Here is an 18,929-nt window from a genome sequence, read left to right on the forward strand (position 1 = left end):
TTACCAGCTTACTCTCTTTTAAGGAGTGATAACGTAATGAATTTCCATTGTTTTTCCTTCTTTCGTATTTTCCGGGTACGTGGGTCCCCGGGTAGCCAGCCGGTTTTTCAGAAAGCGCGTCAGGGGTGGATCATTATGAGCCGGGCCGCGCGACTGCCCCCCCACCAATGGACGCAGGTCGAGAGGAGACGTAGCGGCAAATAACTTAAACACCTCATTACCATGCGGTTTGCCCAATCCAAAAGGTAACTCGCTAACTTGTCCCGGTTCCAGCCGATACCCCTGTTCCTGCGTTCGTGCCATCGGCCAGTATACCCGGTACACACCATCCGGCTGGAAGTCAAGTACATTGTACCAGATTGCTTCCTTACCCCGGTTTTGCACACGCAGGAAATAGCCCGTTCTGGCCTGCCGGGCGATTAGTTCCCCTTTCCAGGTCCGCAAATAGACGGTCGTATCCGCAGGTGGATTCGGCCGACGTTCAAACGACCAGCTAACGTCAATATCGTCCTGCTTCAGCGTAACGCGACGCAGGGTTTTTGCCCAATACAACTGTTCGATAATATTGAGTAGTTTATCCGGTTCAGCCGACACGTCGGGGTAGGGCAAACCACTCTTCGCCGAGACAAATTGAATCACGTTTGTGGCAGATTCTTTGCTGAGCGTTGCGGCTACGTCATAGCCGACCGTACGAAAAACCACGGGGTAGGTCATCCGGGCGGGCAACTGTCGAATCGTAGTCTGTAAAGTCGGTGGCAGCGACTGACTGTTGACAAACAGCGTATCATCGCGGAAAACGCGTTGACTTACATAAAATAGTCCCTCCATTGGTCGCTTGATGGGCAGTTTGCTCCCAAATCTAACCTGAGCCTGCAACGGGCTGGCCGATTCAATAACCGCTGAATCCAACACCTTCGCGGTTGCGGGGTTATCCCCGGCTCTGTATAGTTTAAGCCGGGTGCCGACGTCGATACCCGCCAGCTTGCCCCCGTTCAGGAGGGCCGTGCGCTCGGTTGGGTTCAGACTGATGATGGAAAAGGCTTGTTTGACCGCTGTTTTTTCCCCGCCAAACAGCATTCGATTGGATTGAGTCGATTCTAATTCGGGATGCTGGCCACTCAGATAACATACGTCGAGCAGGGAAATTTTGCTCTGCACCCGCTCAAACAGGGCCTTATAGCTTATGTTGCTGCTTTCTTCGCTGACGACCGAGCAAAAGGCCGACGTCAGCGAACCACATTGCTGCACGGCATTTTCGTAGTTCAGGTGGTTAGCCTGCGTGGCTGCGAGTACGGTAATATTGGACAAGGCGGAGCCGGAAGGCAGCTCGAAAAACACACTCGGGTCCTCTCCCGACGCAGCCGTTTGGGGAAAGTCGGGCAACCGGAGCGGCTCCGTACTGCCCCGAACCACGCCACCCGGTCCCCGTGTGCCGGTACCGGAATGACACGCATCGAGCAGCACGAGTAGATCACCCTGCGGGCCAAGGCGTTCGCGGATGGAGGTCAGGAACTCGCCAAGCTGATCGTCGCGGAGGTGTTTTTCGCCTTTGTAACCCGCCGGCAGTTTGGACGCGTCGGGCGCGTCGATGGGAACAATACTCTCATCGAACCCGTCGGATTCATCGCCATTGTCATCGGTTATGCCCACGCCATGCGCCGAAATATGGACTAAAACAATGTCGCCGGGTTTCGATTCTTCCCGGAGGATATTCAGCGCACTGACAATTTCGGCTTTGGTTGGATTGGATACGATGCGCACCGAAAAGCCCTGATTTTTCAGGGTAGGCTCAAGGATGCGGGCATCGTTGGCCGAATTGATGCGACTCCACCCCGTTCGACCGGGACTGTACTCTCCGATGGCAATAACGAGGGCGCGTTTGGTCGGTTTCGGGGCCGCGGGAACGAATGGCAGCCCGGTTACCAACAAGAAAGCAGACAGCAGCAAACGCGTTAGCATGATAGGTTGGATCGGGAATAGAAATTGTGAATTAAGGGAAACGATTGCGGTCGTATCCTGGACGGCCACGTCCGGATGTAAACAGAAATTATCTACGCCCGGGCGTGGCCGTCCAGGATATAACCGCAACCACGATACGGCCAACAGCCTGCCTCGGAAAACCCTAGACTAACTCTCGTGATAAATCAAATGATGACGCGCACACCCACGTTCGCCGTGCGGTATACACCAATGCTTTTACCCGCCAAATATTGGGTTACGAAACCCGTAAACCCAAGCCGCAGGGAGGGTTGAAATTGTACCCCTGCCCCAACCTGTGATCCCCAGCTGGTTTGGCTGAAAGCATTATCGGCGTTCCTGCCCAGCCCAATAGAGTGGCTGACAATACCCAAAATACCTAACCGGGGTTTTAGCTGAAACTGAATTAAAGCGGTGAGTGGAATAGCCAGGCTGCCACCAATAGCTCCTTTGGGAATAGCGTAGTTTATGCCCGGCTGGGTGTATAAAAACAACCGCCTGCCCAATTCCCAAACCTGCACTACCTGAATTCGTAGACTGGTCTGATTTTCGCCAATTTTATCAATCGGCTGGTAAACCGAACCTTGCAGCAACAGCCGCCGGTTTCGAGGAAAAGGTTTCCAGCGAAAATGTACGCCTGCGTGGGTGAACGCTTTCTGGCGAAAATAGGCAGAATCGTTGCTAAACAGCTCAAATGGTGATGATGCCGGATCGATAGCCAGATGTAATACCGAATACTGGAGATCGACGCCAATATTAAACCGGCTGCTGGCTGATGTACTGTATGTAACCTGCAAAATATTGACAAACTGGTTTAACCGGGCGTTCAGGTCTCCGCGTACTAACTGCGACGTGAACAGTTGATTTGCCGTAAACAAACTCCCGAAGTTATTGACCTCCACAAAACCCTTTGGCAAAATAATGGCCGACACGGTCGAGTAGAAAAACGGGTCATTATACAATGAGTCGAGTTTCTGGCTACGTGTTTGTTGCGACTGGGCGGAACACGCCAGGATTGACAAAAAACTCAGTGTGAAATAGCGGATGGTGTATAGTATCATTTGGGCTTAATGTAGAAAAATTTGTAAAGTAGCATTTTTAGACGGTGGAGTTTGAAATTATTTGCAATTAGAGCAAGCAAGAATTCTTTTGAAATCTTTGTCAAGATTTACCCAACCTTTTTGGTTACAAAGCTTTATTTCTTCCCCGGTTTTAACTTCATAGGCTACGATATCAAACAGATCTTTGTCAGCAGTTTTCAGCACGTTACCCACGTATGTAAGATCATATCCAGGGTACAATGAACTAAAGTCTCTTTTTATTTTAATAATGACCGAACCTGTGTACCCCGTATTTAGGCTGTTGCGTTCCAACATAAGTTTGATCTCGGGATAATCAAATTTAAGAGTCCCATTTATGCCAGTATCGAAATACCCCTTATAACTGTACCATTTATCCCCACCAATCTCAAGGGATTCATAGTAGATCTGGTAGTCACTGGAAGTTGAGTATTGCTTGAAAGCCACTACTGCACGATCATCTTTTATAAGCTTTTCAGCAATATATTGGCCACCTGAAAAACCTGAAGAATAATAGCTTCCCGGCCGGAATGGCATACAATAATAAAAGTAGCTGGGATTAAACTGAGAATCAGAAATAACGCTGGTGACTAATTGAGGTACGTTAGTCGCAATATTCGACGTAGTAATACCATCTCCCCCTGTTAGTAAGTCAAACTGAACACCTTGACTGGAACCATATTCATTGACCATCCAAATCCTCCCTGACTGCGTATTAGCAGGTACTTTTAACGTTATTCCATTACTATCATTAATAGTAAACTGATTACTTGCTACAGTCGTGTTTGAAAAATTAACTTGTGTGACTTTGCTGAAATTTTTCCCTTTCAACGTAATGAATGCACCAGGAATCATTCCCGCCGGTATGCAACTTTCCTTTTCAATAACCAGAGCTGGAGCACCTGTAAAATTTTGGCCAGTGGCCGTGCCGCTACTCGTCTGGACACTGACCGGCACACGCTGAACTGACCCAAAATCAGGACAGGCAACCACCACTTTACCCGTCTCAGATGACTTTACCAATGCCGTCAGACTGCCGAACTTAACTTCCTGAACTCCTTTTAGATTGGCTCCGGTGATGGTGATTTCCATACCAGCCATTCCCGTATCAGGCTTGACACTGCTAATGGTGGGTGCGGGTTGGGGGGCCACGACCACGGGGGGCGTTGGGATCGGGGCTTGGGTAGAGGTCTGCTTACAAGTAACGAAGACTGTCAATACCAACAAGAGCAATGCGGCAAATCGAATAAGTATGTTCATGGAGATGGAAGGTTTGTTAGTCATCAGAGGATGGAAAATTTCAGCGAAAAGAAAAGTTTATCGTTGGCCTTTGCCGACCAGCAATAAACCTTCCTTACTACACCTGTCACTAGGCAACGCATTATGCAGGCGTGGCAACCAGCACCTGGTTGATCCGGGTCATGAATTTCATAGCAACTTGCTGGAAGCCAGCCCCATCGGGGTGAATTTCGTCGTACCACTGATGCGGCCGGACGGTGTTCAGCGCGTTGATGTAAGACACATTCGGAAATAAAGCCGCTACACTCTGCATCCGGCTATTGAACTCGTTCAGAATCAGGCTGATGACCGCCTGCCGGTCTTCCTGCCGGTTGATGCCTTTTTCGATCATATACCGGCCCAGCCAGCCTTTGTTGGTCACGCTTAGGGGAATAATGTAGTCGTAGCCATGCACCAGGATGTGCAGATCGGGATGGTTTGTTCGGAGCAGCCCAAATACCGTCTCGTACACGTCGCGCAGGGAATCGAGTTCGGCAAATAACTCGTCTTTCAGAAAACGGCGGGGGTTCTCACCCGCTGGCCCGTTCATGTCGGGATCATCTTTCAAGTACGTGCGAAACTGGTCGCCGAGGATGTCGTTGCCGCCCCCGCTGAGTAGAAAGAACTGGGGCTTCAGCCGGTCGATGGTGTCTAAATAGGTGCCCATTTGCTGAATGTTACGTAGCGTATCCCCCGCTTCTGCTACGCAATGAATGGCGTATACGCGCCCCAAATGGCCAATAACGTCGGTTACCAACGGGTGCTGAAACCACGAATCACCCTCGGAGACCATGCGAATCCGGTCGGGAAACTGCCTGATAACGGCCTGGTAATGCCGGTTGCGCAGTTTTCCCGCTACGGCGTTCGCCAGTTTCAGTCCTACGCCACTGATGAAGCCGCGTTCATCTAAGGACGCAGACTGTGCACCAACGACGTCTACGCCCGGCTTGAGTTTATAATCAATCTGCCAGTCCGGGCCGGTAACGGCGTCAAAATACAGCCCCAGCGCGAAGGTTGCCGTTTGCTCATCATCGAGCATGGCATTGAGCAGGTCACTGTTCACCCGGTTGAAGTCCGGGTTTATCAGGTGAAGGCGGTATGGCTGCGTACCCCAGCCCTTCAACGATACCGGCCGTTCGTCGGTTTCCAGCCCACCCCGGTCAGAGCCGTCTTTGGGCTGACCCGGTAGTGGTGGTTCCGGCAGCGGAGCCAGGGCGAGGGCCTGCACATCGAACTCCTCGGTACTCACGATCAGCTTCAGGTGCTCAATCCGCGACGACCAGTTGTAGGCCTGCATCACGGTCGGCAAACGGGATTTAATGACGTCCTTGCCGTTGATACCCAGATAAACGGAATTGCCCGGTTCTAGCAGATAGGTAGTTGGGTTGAGAAAGCCCAAAAAGGACTGAAACTCGGTATCTAAATACAACACCGCACAATACAGTTTGGTCGGAGTCGGGTTCGTCACCTTCATACGAAACGCCGACCGCCATACGCCATCGCCACCTTTCCCGTACTCGATGGAGATCGACCCATCCGGGTTTAAAATAGATCCTTCTGTACCATCCTCGTTCAACCGAGTGCACTCAACCTGCAATAGGTTGTCAGGCAACGCGTTGGCGCTGGCATTGGTCAGCGCTTCCATAAATGCCCACTGCGAAAGATGCCGCAACTGATCGGCCAACTGAAGCGCGGTTGTTGGCGAACCCGCATCAACGGGTTGGGTCAGGGGTCGGAATGGGTCGTTGGGGAGGGTGAGGTAGTACCGGCCGTCGCGGTTCTGCACCACGTAATCGGCCTGCGATTCATCATCCTGCGGCACCACGTAACCGATGGTTTGATCCAGTAACCTATCCATCAGTTGCTTTTGCTCCGCCGGGGAACTGTCCTGGTGGTTGACGCACACGGCAATCGGCAGGGTCATCAAACCCGGTATCGCGGTTTGGTACGTGGCTTTCTGGTCGGCGGGGGCCGGTTCGTCAAATGTCAGGTTGGCGTGGTCCACCTGCACGGCCGTGACCTTAGCCTGGTACGTTACCGACGGATCACCGGGGTTGGTAACCGTGAAAGCCGCCAGTTCCGGCGTAACTCCGTGAATGGCACCCCGGTTCATTACCCAACTACCGGTGGCGGGGACGTAAACGATTTCGCCCGTTGTCACGGCATTAGTTTGGCCCGGCTGATTGAGGAAATTAGCGTACAGGAGTGCGTCGTCAGCATTGGCTACATAGATACGGGGTCGCTGCTCGAACACATTGCGCAGATACTGCCGAACGCGGCTGCGCAACGCGTAGTAACTGATGGGTCCACCCGCCTGACGCAGGACGTTCAGCAGTGTTTTCGTAAATACGCCTTCTCCGCCCACTTCCAGCGCTGACTCGTCGGATTCGCAGGCCGAGAACTGCACGTGCGTTCCTTCGGGAAGGGCCACCGCCACCCCCTGTTGCCGGACGGTATCCTCAGCAATGGTCTTGCCAAAAATGAACTGATCCCACGCCCGCTGTTCAAACGAAAATGGTATTCGCCGTTCCACCACGTCAGCAAAAGCGGTCGACATCAGTTCGCCGTTGCGCGTGTTGTCGCCCGAATGGCAGCAGTCAAAGATGAGGACAATCTGGGGCCGTTCGGCGGCTGATTTTCCGGCGGTAAGCTGCCCAATCAGGTAACGCAACTCTTTATCGGCCAGCAGAAAGTTGTCGGCTGTCTGGCCATCGTAGTAACAGGCGAGACACTCTAAGCGGCCATCTGTTTCGCTCGTCCAAACCGTTCGATCCGCCCATTCCTGGGTGCCATGACCCGAAAAATAAAACAAGGCAACATCGCCCGCTTTGGCCTGGCCGAGATGAGTTTGGAACGCGTCGACGATGGCAGATTTGCTGGCAGCTTCGTTCGTCAGCAGTACGGTATCCACCGGTGTCGTTTGGCTGGTTTCCAGATAGTTTTTAATGGCCTGTGCATCGTTTACACACCCCCGCAGCGCCGGAAAGCGAACCTTCTCCTGCAGCATGACACTGATATCATACTTATCGATGCCAACGATCAGGGCGTATACCTTACCCGGCGGGGTCGATTCACTTTCTGGCCCGGCAACCGGAACCGAATCCGGGGCCACTTCTGATTCATCGTAGGGTTCGTCTTCCGAAGCCGCTGATTTGGGTTGGGGCAACAACGGAATCATTTCCTCTTCAGACTGCAACACGGGTCCTTCGGGCAGTTCAATGTCCCGGTGCTGCGCTGGCACAAACGCCGGAGCCTGAACGCCCGTCACCACCCGCGCCCAGTTGAACGCCGGACCCAAGTCCCACTTGCCGCTGGCGCGGTAGTTGACGTGCGACACAATACCCTTAAAGGTGAGTACATCGGGGGTCGTCAGGTAGCGCTTAGGTTCGGGGATGAACTGCCGGGGAATGGCGTACTGAGCCGTCAAGTAGCGCAAAAGGATAATCAGGCTGTCGTACTGGGCGTCGGTGTAAGTGGCGTAGCACGACTCCCCCCGGAACGGAACGGGTAGTTTCTGGTAGGCGTCCAACTGATTCAGCGCACAGTAGGTTTCGCCGTAGATATTTTTTAGTCCGCCTGGCTTGGAAGTCAGCGGTCCGTAATTGGTAATCTCGATGCCAATAGTTCGCTTATCCTGCGCATTACCGGCGTTGCCGAGGGCCGCGCCCCCCAGATTGCCCGACCAGAATTTGGACGAGTACAGTTGATAGATGGTCCCGTCGCGGGCAATCACAAACGGCACGGATACGTGGTAGTCCTGTCGGGTCAGCGTGCTCATATCACCGATCAGCCCCCCGGCCGTGAAGTGCAGCACGATGCGTTCTTTGGCATAAACGGTGTCGTGGTAGTAGCCCGACCGGCGGGCGGGTGTGCAGAGTAAACCCGTCAGCGTCAGCGACTCATTGGAAACCGGAACGGCAATGGGGCGCAGCACATACTCGCCCCCGCTGCCGGTTTGGCGAAACCGCTTCTCAGAAGCGGGTAGATTGGAGAAAACCATTGGATGACAGATTAAGGGTGAACGGGTGGTGATTTATGTGCTGTTACAGTACAGACGGCTCGAATATGAATCGACGGAGCAAGCTACGCCCATGCAGGGCATTGTTGGGTCTACCGTGAGCTCTGTTTCGGTATTGACGAGAACTCTCTTTTCTGCGCTTTGATCCTGCTCGCGAAAATGGTGAAACTTTGCGTACCCTCGACGCCACTGAAGGACTCACTGTAGCTGCTGATCGAAGCGTTCTCGAATTCGATGGTACGGACTTCCCCCTCCGGACCCGTTACAACGATTTGCCCCTTGATGTCATTTTTGTTCTGCGCTAAGATCAACTCCAAAACCTTGTCGTCGCCCTTGAAGGTTTGGACTAAAACGTTGATCTCACCACCCATGACCCGAGAGGACGTTTTGCCATCCATGCCGATCTGCTTGGTAAAACCGTACGAGAAGGAAAGGAGGTTGTAAACCTTCAAGTCAATTGTTAAAACTGAACCTATAGCCATTGAACTGATTAGTTAGAGTTGATAAAAACGGGTTCAGCTTGAGTACGAATCGAAGCCTCATCTACCTTTTTCTCAGGTCGGGTTACGTCCAAATTCGTTTGTCGGGCCGATGTTTGATGCTCACCGCAATGAGTGTATGTTAATTAATGTCGGGTGATGGCTGGAAACTACAGGTCAATTTCAGTTATAAAATCAGTTATTTTCCCGCCCAGTTTATCCTGAACCTGGTTCCGAATTTTAGCGTATATCTCTTCGTTCAGTGTACCGGTTCTTGAACAATAGTTCAGCTTTGTTTTGTCTTTGGTGGACTTGAAGAATAGTATTTTCCTGATCTCGTTTGACGATGTAAGCAGAAATGTGCCCATCTGTAGGGTAACGGTGCCGTTTTCTTCTCTGACCAAACCGATCTGGAAAGCGCCTTTGGATTGGGTATGGGTATTTTTCTCGAAGGCAGTTATTTTGCCGTTACTGTCGCTGAGTCCTTTGATGGCCTCAAGCGTTTTGGTGATGACTACCATAAAGGAGCCACCAAAGGCAGCGCTCAGAATACTGATAATGGCATTTTCGGCTTCGAAGACCGTACCACTTGATTCGAAGCTGGAGAATTCAGCCGCTTCTATAACCCAGCCCAGATTATTCAGCACCCGCACAAACTCTTTATACCAGTCGACGAGCTGATTTTCGTCCGGGAATTTCTTATTAGCGGCCAGTTGGGCCAGCAGTACTGAATTAAGCACATCACTCCGTCGCTGTCCATTGATGTCGGAGACAAACGATACCAGCGATTTGGCGTTCAGAAACGATTGTTCGACGCCTTCGGCCATGTCGGGTACTTGCCCACCGCGCTCAATTGGATAGGCCTCTACAGCATCCTCAAATTCAAGGTCTCGAACAAATTTTATAGGGTCTTGCGTTTTCATCTTTATAAACGAGGATAAGAATTGGTTGGTTAAGGTGGCAGCAGTTGGAATGACCCCAGACACAAGGGGGGGATATTCCAGCTGGGCATAGATGATTTTCAGTATTAACTATTGGCTACTACCGTCCAGTTGTTGTTCAAGGTGGCACGTGTATAGACCTGGTTATTGGTGCCGATACCAGCAATCCGGCCATCTGGCAGCACCGCCACACTATTGACCGACCCGCTGTTGGGCACCAATACCCAGTTGCTGGTTAAGGTAGCACGCGTGTAGACCTGCTTATCAGTGCCAATGCCCGTGATCATGCCATTGAGTAATACAATCACGCTGGTCACCGACCCGCTGTTGGGCACCTGCACCCAGTCACTGTTCATCGTACCGCGGATGTAGAGAAGTTGGTCAGTACCTGTGGCTAAAAACCGGCCATCGCGCAGCACCGCCAGGCTGGTTATTGCCCCGCTATTGGGCACTCCGACCCAATTGCTACTCAAGGTGGCACGGGTGTAGATCTGGCTATCGAGGCCGATGCCAGCGATGGTGCCATCAGGTAATACAATCACACTGGTTACCGACCCGCTATTAGGCACTAATTTTCCGTTACCGCTCAGGCCGTCTCGGGTCCAAAGTTGATTATCTGTTCCCGTGGCGACAAACCGCCCGTTGGGTAGTGCCGCCAGGCTGGTGATTCCATAAGCATTGGGTACTAGGGTCCAGTTAGGGTTTAAGGTTGGTATGGTGTAGAGCTGCCCATCGGTTCCCGTGGCTAAGGCCTTACCGTTGGACAGTACCGCTACGCTGGTAACACCACCGCCAATGGGTAGTGGATGCCCCCAGTTGGCGGTATTCAGTAGAGATCTACGGAAAATTTTCTGGTCCAGACTAATACCATAACAGGCGTTATCGGATACGTTAGAAGGCACTGAAATTCTGTTTACGGTTCCACTATTGGGTATCAATGCCCAGTTGCTATTTAAAGTCGCTCGGGTATAAATTTGATTGTCAGTGCCCACTCCAGCGATTGTTCCATCGTGAAGCACTGCTACGGAGATTACCGACCCGCTATTAGGCACTAGCATTCCGTTACCGCTCAGGCCGTCTCGGGTCCAAAGTTGATTATCTGTTCCCGTGGCGACAAACCGCCCGTTGGGTAGTGCCGCCAGGCTGGTGATCCCATAAGCATTGGGCACCAGGGTCCAGTTGCTATCCAGGTTAGGGCGGGTGTAGATTTGCTGATCAGTGCCGACGCCGGCGATGGTGCCATCGGGTAGCACCGTCACGAAATTTACCTTTACTACGTTAGGCACTCCCCAGAGAATACCGCCATTTAATTTACGGCTAAGCCCCCGGTTTATGCTCAGATTACCATCATTCTGGAGCAAGGCATAAAATAACTTCCCATCACCCAGCGATTGTGAATCCCACACGTGGCCCCGTTTATCGCCAGGACCTGTTCCCTTATAAACAACCAAGTTGCCGTCATTTTGCATGATGACAAAAAACTTGCCTCCTTCGGCAGTTACCCCGGACCCCCAAACAAATCCGTGGTTATTTTTGGGACCTGATCCTTTATAAATGCAAAGATTACCGTCGCCTTGCATGATCATAAAGTAGGCTGAATTCGATGAGACGAGGTATTCGTCTGTTTTCAGGAATCCGCCACTTCTCAGGTAATTGCGGGGTTTGGGAGCAGGTACAACATCAACAGGCACACCACCACGTATCTGACTTTGTACACCCGCCCAAAGCTGAGGGCCGCCTGCCGGAACTTTACCTTCGCAAACTATCTGGGTAACCAGAACAATCACCAATGCCGCAACGAACGCACCCGCTGTACCGATAACTAATTTAGGATCTGCTTCAGACACTATTTTGTTGATCGTAAACGCTAATACGGCTTCCAATTCATTCTTGTGGCCAACGGCACTCGCAACTCCCGGAATGGCAAAAATGGGTTCAACAATCATTACCGCTATTCCATTAGATGCCGTTTTAATGGCAACTTTGCTGGATAGAGCTACCGCGAAACTTAATGGGGAAAAAGCAACTTCTGCTTCTCCATCAGCGAACAAAGCAACAAAAACAGCAGACAGGGAACTACCTAAGGCAATATCGCAGGCGTGATGGGAAATGTATTCTCCAGCTGCGACCAATCCTTTATACGTTTGGTTAACGCCCATTTGTCCATATTTGGCGACCGCATCCGCCCCAACCATCATTTCCTGCCCTATGGTAAGGCCGGTAGCCTCAAACGAATAGCCTACCGTATTTGCCGTTTCTGACGTTGCTTTCCAGGCAATTATTGTACCGTCGCTAACTCTATTCGCAGCACCGACTACCCCGTTGCTCACCGTACTAGCGGTGCTCACAACGCCATCGGCCGCTGCATTTCCAACACTGACGAGACCACCGGCAGCGGCTTCAGCGGCACTCGTAGTTCCACCAGCTATTTTAGTGGCTACGTCCGTAACCCCTTCACCTACTTTTTTGACTACTTCCGTTACCCCTTCTTTAATTTTGTCAAAAATACCCCTGGCTTCAACTTCTAAAGGATTATCCATAACTTCAATTTTCTATGGTTGTGAATGGTTAAACTTACCTTTAGGTCTATCTGTAGACCCGTTTGAACGAGCCAAAGGTCTTGCGTTGCTCTTAGAGTCACTGTCAGATTGGGGGCATATATCGTCAGATTGGGGGCATTCCGCTCATCAATAGAGAAATGTAGACCAGTTCAGACTCTTTTAGGCTGACTGGTGATAAATTTGGTGGGGGTTTGCTGATAGAATTCTTTGAAAACGGTCGTAAAATGAGACGAGCTTTTAAACCCAATGAAGATAGCCGTCTGTGTTACGGTATAGCCTATACGTAACAGTTCTACCGCTTTACGAAGTCGGAACTGACATATCAGATCAGTAGGGGTCAGTTGACTAAACCGTTCAACTTTTCGGTACAGCGTTTTTCGATTGATAGCCAATTGATCGGCCAGCCAGTTAACATTGACCGAGGGATCTCCCAAGTTTCGCTCCAGCAGATTATAAATTTGCTGGAGAAAAGCATTGGGGCCTCTGTCAGGTGGAGTACGGCTAGCGGGCATCACCCATGAATGCCGAACGTGGTGGGCAGGTTTTGATCGACGATTCATTTCCAAGTGAAACGAAGGTGAATTAAAAAGAAGAAAATTTTATTCAAACTGAGGTTGATAGAAACTAAAAGCGGTGCAGACGCGCTACCCTTTTGATCCATCAAAGGTGGCCTGTGACCAGGCAATGCCTTGTCAGATTTGGGGCAGATGTCGTCAGATTGGGGGTATTTTGCCCGTAAAAAGGAGGGAGAAGGAGGAACTAGGCGTTTTTCACCCGGCTGGCCATGAACTCGGTGGGCGTTTGCTGATAGGTCTCTTTGAAAACAAGAGTGAAATGAGAGGGCGTATTAAATCCTACCCGGTCAGCCGTTTCGGCTACATTGTAGCCCGCCTTTAGCAACTCGGCTGCTTTCCGCAGTCGATACTGACGGATCAGGTCGGCAGGCGACAGTTGGATGAGATGTTGCACTTTGCGGTAAAGCGTCTTTCGGTTCATGGCCAGTTGATCAGCTAACCAGTCGACACTGATCGTGGGGTCGTCAAGATGTTGCTCTAATAAGGCATATATTCGAAGCAGAAACGGATCGGGCAACACAGTTGAAACATCTACACTGGATGATGGGTCACTGGCAGGCGAATCCACGCCGGGCAAAACAAATTGCTGGCGATAATGCTCCCCTAACTTCGCTTGCCGACTCATCAGGTTGTGCAAGCGTAGCTGTAACTCTTCCACACTGAAAGGCTTTGAGAGGTAGTCATCGGCCCCTTGCTGGAGCCCCTCGATGCGACTGGGCTGGGCCGACTTGGCCGTCAGCATCACCACCGCAATGTGATCCGTGTCGACATGGCCTTTGATGAGCCGGGTCAGTTCATACCCATCCATGCGGGGCATCATCACATCGGTCAACACCATATCGGGCAGTTTGGCTTGGGTTAGTTCCCAGCCAGCTACCCCATCGGTTGCCTGGAGGACGTGGTACGACGGGGTCAGTTCGTCTACCAGAAAGTTCCGCAACTCGTCATTGTCTTCCACAACTAAAATGCGGGGAGCCGCCTGATCGTCAGCGGCCCTATTGATAACCCGGCCAGGGGCCAGAGCAGCCAGCGGCGCAAGGGCAGGCTGCGCCATCGCCGACCAGCTGATGGTGGGGGCGTCGATAGCGGCTGACACCGGCTGAACGGGCAGGGTTAGGCGAAAGGTAGTACCCACGTTCAGTTGACTTTCCACGGTAATCGTGCCGCCCAACAAGCCGATCAATTCGTTGGACAGCGCTAAGCCAATGCCGGTTCCTTCGTAGGCGCGCCTACTCGACGTATCGGCCTGATAGAACCGGTCGAAGATGTGAGGCAATGCTTCCGGCGTAATCCCAATACCCGAGTCGACCAACTGGATCTGCACTCCAGTTATTGCACCACTCGCCCAAATGGGTGTGCCCGTAATCGTCACGTGACCACCGGTGGGGGTAAACTTGAGGGAGTTCGATAGCAGATTAGTCAGAATTTTCTCCCACTTATCGGGGTCGAATACAAACTCCTGCGGGGGCAGATTTTCCAGTGCACACGTTAGAATCACGCCTTTCTGCTCAGCTGATCGTTGAAATAATTCCACAACATGGCAGATGAAATCAGTCACATTGCCCTGCATGGAGGAGAGGGTCATGTAATCGCCTTCCAGTTTAGACAAATCCAGCAATTGATTGATGAGCCGTAGGAGCTGATTCGCGTTGCGGTGGACCATCGTCAGCATAGGCCGGTCGAATCGGCTTTCCTGAAGCAGCTTTTCCACCGGCGATACAATCAGTGAGAGTGGGGTCCGAAATTCGTGGGTAAGGTTGGTTACGAAGCGCGATTTGATCTGGTCGAGTTCCCGGAGTTGGTCAGCCTGCTGGTTGAGTTTCTGGGTGCGCTCGACTACCTGCTGCTCCAACTGCTCGTTTTGCCGGGCCAGGAGTTGCTCCCGTTCCCGTTGCTGCGCCAGATTCCGGGCCGACAGATGTTCTACGTCCTGTAGCCGGTCCATCAGTTGCCGATTAACCCAGCCGTGTTCCAGGGCCAGCCGAAGCGAGAGGGTAAGCGGGAAACACAGAAAAGAAACCACAAACAGCGTATGGTAAAGCCATTCGTTGCCACCAACCGGAACCCTTAAGACCGACAGGACCGAAAACGTAATCCACAAACCCAGGTTGCAGAACGCCCCAAACCTAACGATGCGAGCACCCAGCAGCCCGCGCCGGGTAGCCACGACAGAAAGCCTGATGATCTCAAATTGTAGGTAATAGCTAAAAAAAGTGTTTAGCCACTGGTAATCAGTTGGTAGTGGAACAAATCGAAGACCAATGCTGCCAATGGCCAGCCAGAACAGCCACCCTATACGAAATTTGAACAGGCTATAAAATATAAGAATTGCCATGCCGGGCACCCAAGTGTCAAGGAGCGAACCGTAATGGAGAAGCATCCGCAGGTTCATCGAATGAGCAAAATTGTTGGCGGCCCTTGCCCAAAATGTAACGCTCAACAGCAGATACATACCCGCAGCGTAGAGATTGGCCTGTTGCACCCGGTATGCGAAAAATAAACTCAGATGCAGGATGAAGAGGATGAATGCGATGCCAATTCGGAACGTATCCAAGTAAACGGCCTGTATGGACAGCGGTCTGACAGCCGGTAGCACCGTTGCCGGGGACAGCCAGAACTGAACGGTGGCCGCATCCCAGCGAAGGTGTTTTGTGTTGTAGTCCAGGCCCGGTTGACAGGCAAAGCGTACGGCCAATAGGTGTTCGGACGAGGATTGAAGGGGTAAATAGAAGGCCGCATTGGGATTGTAGGCCTGCACACGCTCTGGAATGGTGCTGACCGTGCCGAAGCGATACAGCAATCGCCCATCGAGATAGATCTCCGACGCGACCGACTGAAACACATGAACCATCGTAGACGGCAGACCTGGACCCGTTGTCATGTGCAGACGGAGCCAGCCGACACCGGACCGCTGTAGTTGCGGTAGATCGCGAATGTCTTTGGTTGGGTCGAGGTTGGACCACTGACGGTCGTCTAATTGGGGGCTGGCTCCGATCGGGTTGTCGCCCGATCGGAATCGCCACCCCTCGTTCAGCAGCAACCCATCAGCTGGTATGTCAGGCAGAAAAACAGCGAGCAGTGGATTCTGGGAGTAGGTGGTCGTTAGCACCTGAACCAGTAACAGGCTAAGTAACAGGCGGGCCGATACGGCTCGCCACAAGTGAGCGGGGATACGCCGATGCAACATCAACGCACCCGGCCAAGCTAGATATTTCACTAGTTCCCTGAGTTAGTAGACAGCTCATCGTTGATTGACAGAGGCTCAAGCTGATCGCAGACGGGGTATTGAGGTAATTTTGTTTTTTGATTGCGTTGGGAATGGTTGAACTGGATGATACCATCCATTAACGGGATAAGAGGGAATACACGTAAGGAGGAGTAAAACATAAAGGAGTTACAGTAGGCAATGGAATTTCTAAAGCTAAGTAATTTTACTCGTTCTTTCGTATTCTACCGTTATATGAAGAGATTTTGTTGGTTTAAAATCAAGGAGTGGCCTGTTAAAATTAAACTCAGCCGCCGGGTCACCCCGGCGGCTGGTCTTCAGAACCGTGCATGAGAGTTTCCCCTCACACGGCTCCTCGTCGTTTGGCGGTTATGCCTGTGCCTGCTCAACTACACCCCGTTGGTCGGATGCAGTCTTGATGTGATGACAATGCCGGTGTAGTAATTGAAGATTGGCGTAACCATTACCACCTCCTTTGACGAGTGGGGTGATATGGTCAGTCTCAATCTTATCCCCGTACCGGAACAATAACTTACAGTGCGTACATCGCCCTTGCTGTCGTTTAAGCAGCGTTGCTTTACTCAATCCCAGATCAGAGTACCGACCCAAACGAGTGCCCCAGTAGGCCCAGTCGCCATCAAACGGACTTCGGTTGTCCTGTACCTTGACATGCCGCACAATGGGCGTATCGGCGTGACGGGTCATCCGAAGTATTCGTTTGTCCTGACGGCTCATAAACCACCAGCCTTTGCCCTTACGAATGAACCAATACCGGTGAGTCGTCCAGCCGTTGGCTTTATTAGGATGCCGACGACGTGCCCAGGCTCGCAACTTTTGATAAAGTAAGTGGCCAAGCCGGGTAAATGTACGTTTACTCACCACCCGTGAGTAGTAATTGGTCCACCCTCGGATCATCGGGTTCAGGGCTTCGATCAACTCCGCCTGTGTTTTGCCTTTGTGGGCATCCACAAGCTTAGCCAACTGAGCGTAATGACGTTTGACTCCCATTTTGCTGGGCGTGATAAACGTTTTGAAGCCCAACGGAAACCCCTTCTTCCAGACACCGGTCCGGTGTTTTCCGGCCCAGAACTGTCGGATTGTGAAGCCTAAAAAGTCGAATCCGATAGTGCCATCTACTTCCTTGAGGGTGTGCGCCAGACGGGTCTTACTGGCTTTAAGTTCAAGACCCATTGGGGTCAACCAGTTCGTAATGAGTATTTTAGCTGCTTCAACGATTGCTTGATCTTCGTGGATAATCACAAAGTCGTCGGCGTACCGAATTAGTTGCACCTTTGATACCCATTTACGTTTGTCGCCAACCTTCAGGGTTCCGTGAGCAAAAACCTGATGGAGGGCGGTTTCCATGCCATGAAGAGCGATGTTAGCCAGCAGTGGGGAGATAACCCCGCCCTGTGGCGTCCCTTCTGTCGTCGGAAACAGGTACCCCCCTTCCATCAACCCGGCTTTAAGCCAGCTTCTGACCTGTCGTCTTAGTACGGGAAACGTGTTCATCTTGGTCAGCAGCGCGTCGTGGTTGATCCGATCAAAGCACTTAGCAATGTCGGCATCCAAGACGTATTTAGCCTTCTTGTTGATAGCCACCCAAATGGCATGGATGGCATCATGGGCCGAGCGACCAGGCCGGAAGCCGTAACTGTTAAGCTCGAACCGAGCTTCCCATTCGGGTTCCAGCGCCTGTTTGACCAAGGCTTGCAAGGCACGGTCGGTTAAGGTTGGAATTCCTAATGGACGTTTCTCGGTTGTCCCCGCTTTGGGTATCCATACCCGGCGAGTTGGCATAGTCTGTCCCGTCAAGCGCAAGGTATCGACCAGGTCCAGTCGTTGCGGGGGCTTCAGTGATTTGACGCCATCTACCCCGGCCGTGTTCTTGCCCCGATTGTCTTGGGTGACCTGTCGGACGGCCAGCGTTTTGGCCGAGCGCGAGCGCAAAAGCGTTTTCTGGAGATTACGTACTGTTTTGTCATCACCCCTTTGAGCGGCTTTGAAGATTCGCTTTTGCAGCTTGAAGACATACCCTTCCAGCTTAGGCCAGGGCGTATGCTTCCATTCCACCTTTGTAGGGTCGATACACGAATCGGTATGTTCACTACTGGTTTTAGACATCTTGACTGCTACTTGTCGCTCTTCAATCCAAACTAACGTGTCTACGTGGGCATATCCCGCCACTTTCTGGCGGGCATTGGCTTCTTAGACAATCTTCTCCTGTCAGGGCATCCGGCTGGCACCTCCTGGACAGCGGGTGAGGTTGTCCAGAGCCATAACAGGTTTACTTCGTTCCTGTTCTTCGTTGGTCGGGCGGTTAGGATGATGCTTGCTGCCGGGTTTATGAGGGAATGCATCGAGTCGTAACTTGAAAACGCTCGCCCCTGGGTTATTCCAACCTTACAACTGGTTGGCCCTATCCTGTACCTCTTTGGTCCAGCCTTATAACCTACTTTAGCTGGTCGAATAATCACGACAGTTCAGTCACATCTTCACTTACGTTATCCATACGCTCATGCTCGCCGGGGTGGGGTCTGTAGATTGACCTGTACCGACTTTTCGCCCCGCTTTACGGATTGATGGCCAGTCGCTACCGTAGGGGCGATGCTGTTACCCCTGCATCGGGGGAGAGGGACTTACACCCTCACGAAAAACAAGTTGTCAAACAGGGGCTTACACCTGTTTTGCAGTGAATCCCGGCCCGAAAGCCTTTCTCACTAACGAATCGCACTCAAGTGTTTTTCGCCGTACAGTACTGCTCAGCTTTATATAAGCAAGAAGTAGATTAAAAT

11 protein-coding genes are annotated in these 18,929 nt (G+C 51.8%); 1 reads left to right on the forward strand and 10 read right to left on the reverse strand.

What is annotated here, in order from left to right:
* Positions 1 to 18: 18 nt before the first annotated feature.
* From ACYVHB_RS24250 to ltrA, 10 genes are all read right to left on the reverse strand, one after another.
* A complete protein-coding gene (locus ACYVHB_RS24250) occupies positions 19 to 1,959 on the reverse strand; it encodes a caspase family protein (protein ID WP_461054399.1) in 1,941 nt (646 codons plus the stop codon).
* 185 nt (positions 1,960 to 2,144) lie between these two features.
* Positions 2,145 to 3,038 carry a hypothetical protein gene (locus ACYVHB_RS24255; protein ID WP_461054400.1) on the reverse strand — a complete coding sequence of 298 codons (894 nt, stop codon included), beginning with the start codon at positions 3,036 to 3,038 and terminating at the stop codon, positions 2,145 to 2,147.
* Positions 3,039 to 3,095: 57 nt separating this feature from the next.
* Positions 3,096 to 4,316 carry a hypothetical protein gene (locus tag ACYVHB_RS24260; RefSeq protein ID WP_461054401.1) on the reverse strand — a complete coding sequence of 407 codons (1,221 nt, stop codon included), beginning with the start codon at positions 4,314 to 4,316 and terminating at the stop codon, positions 3,096 to 3,098.
* Positions 4,317 to 4,437: 121 nt separating this feature from the next.
* Positions 4,438 to 8,334, reverse strand: coding sequence for a caspase family protein (locus ACYVHB_RS24265; RefSeq protein ID WP_461054402.1), 3,897 nt, complete (start codon positions 8,332 to 8,334; stop codon positions 4,438 to 4,440).
* 110 nt (positions 8,335 to 8,444) lie between these two features.
* Positions 8,445 to 8,834 carry a type VI secretion system tube protein TssD gene (gene tssD, locus ACYVHB_RS24270; protein ID WP_461054403.1) on the reverse strand — a complete coding sequence of 130 codons (390 nt, stop codon included), beginning with the start codon at positions 8,832 to 8,834 and terminating at the stop codon, positions 8,445 to 8,447.
* Between the two features lie 167 nt (positions 8,835 to 9,001).
* On the reverse strand, positions 9,002 to 9,754 hold the full coding sequence (locus tag ACYVHB_RS24275) for a hypothetical protein (protein WP_461054404.1): 753 nt from the start codon (positions 9,752 to 9,754) through the stop codon (positions 9,002 to 9,004).
* Positions 9,755 to 9,858: 104 nt separating this feature from the next.
* Positions 9,859 to 12,312, reverse strand: a complete 2,454-nt coding sequence (locus ACYVHB_RS24280) for a tectonin domain-containing protein (protein ID WP_461054405.1) — start codon at positions 12,310 to 12,312, stop codon at positions 9,859 to 9,861.
* A 170-nt stretch (positions 12,313 to 12,482) separates the two neighbouring features.
* A complete protein-coding gene (locus ACYVHB_RS24285) occupies positions 12,483 to 12,893 on the reverse strand; it encodes a helix-turn-helix transcriptional regulator (protein WP_461054406.1) in 411 nt (136 codons plus the stop codon).
* A gap of 199 nt (positions 12,894 to 13,092) precedes the next feature.
* Positions 13,093 to 16,125, reverse strand: a complete 3,033-nt coding sequence (locus ACYVHB_RS24290) for a hybrid sensor histidine kinase/response regulator transcription factor (protein ID WP_461054407.1) — start codon at positions 16,123 to 16,125, stop codon at positions 13,093 to 13,095.
* A gap of 378 nt (positions 16,126 to 16,503) precedes the next feature.
* Entirely contained in the window at positions 16,504 to 18,258 is a 1,755-nt protein-coding gene (gene ltrA, locus ACYVHB_RS24295) for a group II intron reverse transcriptase/maturase (RefSeq protein WP_461054408.1), read from the reverse strand.
* A gap of 45 nt (positions 18,259 to 18,303) precedes the next feature.
* Between ltrA and ACYVHB_RS24300 the strand changes: the two genes are divergently transcribed.
* Positions 18,304 to 18,504 carry a hypothetical protein gene (locus ACYVHB_RS24300; protein WP_461054409.1) on the forward strand — a complete coding sequence of 67 codons (201 nt, stop codon included), beginning with the start codon at positions 18,304 to 18,306 and terminating at the stop codon, positions 18,502 to 18,504.
* Positions 18,505 to 18,929: the final 425 nt, after the last annotated feature.

It is taken from the genome of Spirosoma arcticum, assembly GCF_054779955.1.

Coding starts and splice junctions, on each gene's coding strand:
- ACYVHB_RS24250 (WP_461054399.1), bottom strand. CDS start 1,959: ATGCTAACGCGTTTGCTGCTGTCTGCTTTCTTGTTGGTAACCGGGCTG.
- ACYVHB_RS24255 (WP_461054400.1), bottom strand. CDS start 3,038: ATGATACTATACACCATCCGCTATTTCACACTGAGTTTTTTGTCAATC.
- ACYVHB_RS24260 (WP_461054401.1), bottom strand. CDS start 4,316: ATGAACATACTTATTCGATTTGCCGCATTGCTCTTGTTGGTATTGACA.
- ACYVHB_RS24265 (WP_461054402.1), bottom strand. CDS start 8,334: ATGGTTTTCTCCAATCTACCCGCTTCTGAGAAGCGGTTTCGCCAAACC.
- tssD (WP_461054403.1), bottom strand. CDS start 8,834: ATGGCTATAGGTTCAGTTTTAACAATTGACTTGAAGGTTTACAACCTC.
- ACYVHB_RS24275 (WP_461054404.1), bottom strand. CDS start 9,754: ATGAAAACGCAAGACCCTATAAAATTTGTTCGAGACCTTGAATTTGAG.
- ACYVHB_RS24280 (WP_461054405.1), bottom strand. CDS start 12,312: ATGGATAATCCTTTAGAAGTTGAAGCCAGGGGTATTTTTGACAAAATT.
- ACYVHB_RS24285 (WP_461054406.1), bottom strand. CDS start 12,893: ATGAATCGTCGATCAAAACCTGCCCACCACGTTCGGCATTCATGGGTG.
- ltrA (WP_461054408.1), bottom strand. CDS start 18,258: ATGTCTAAAACCAGTAGTGAACATACCGATTCGTGTATCGACCCTACA.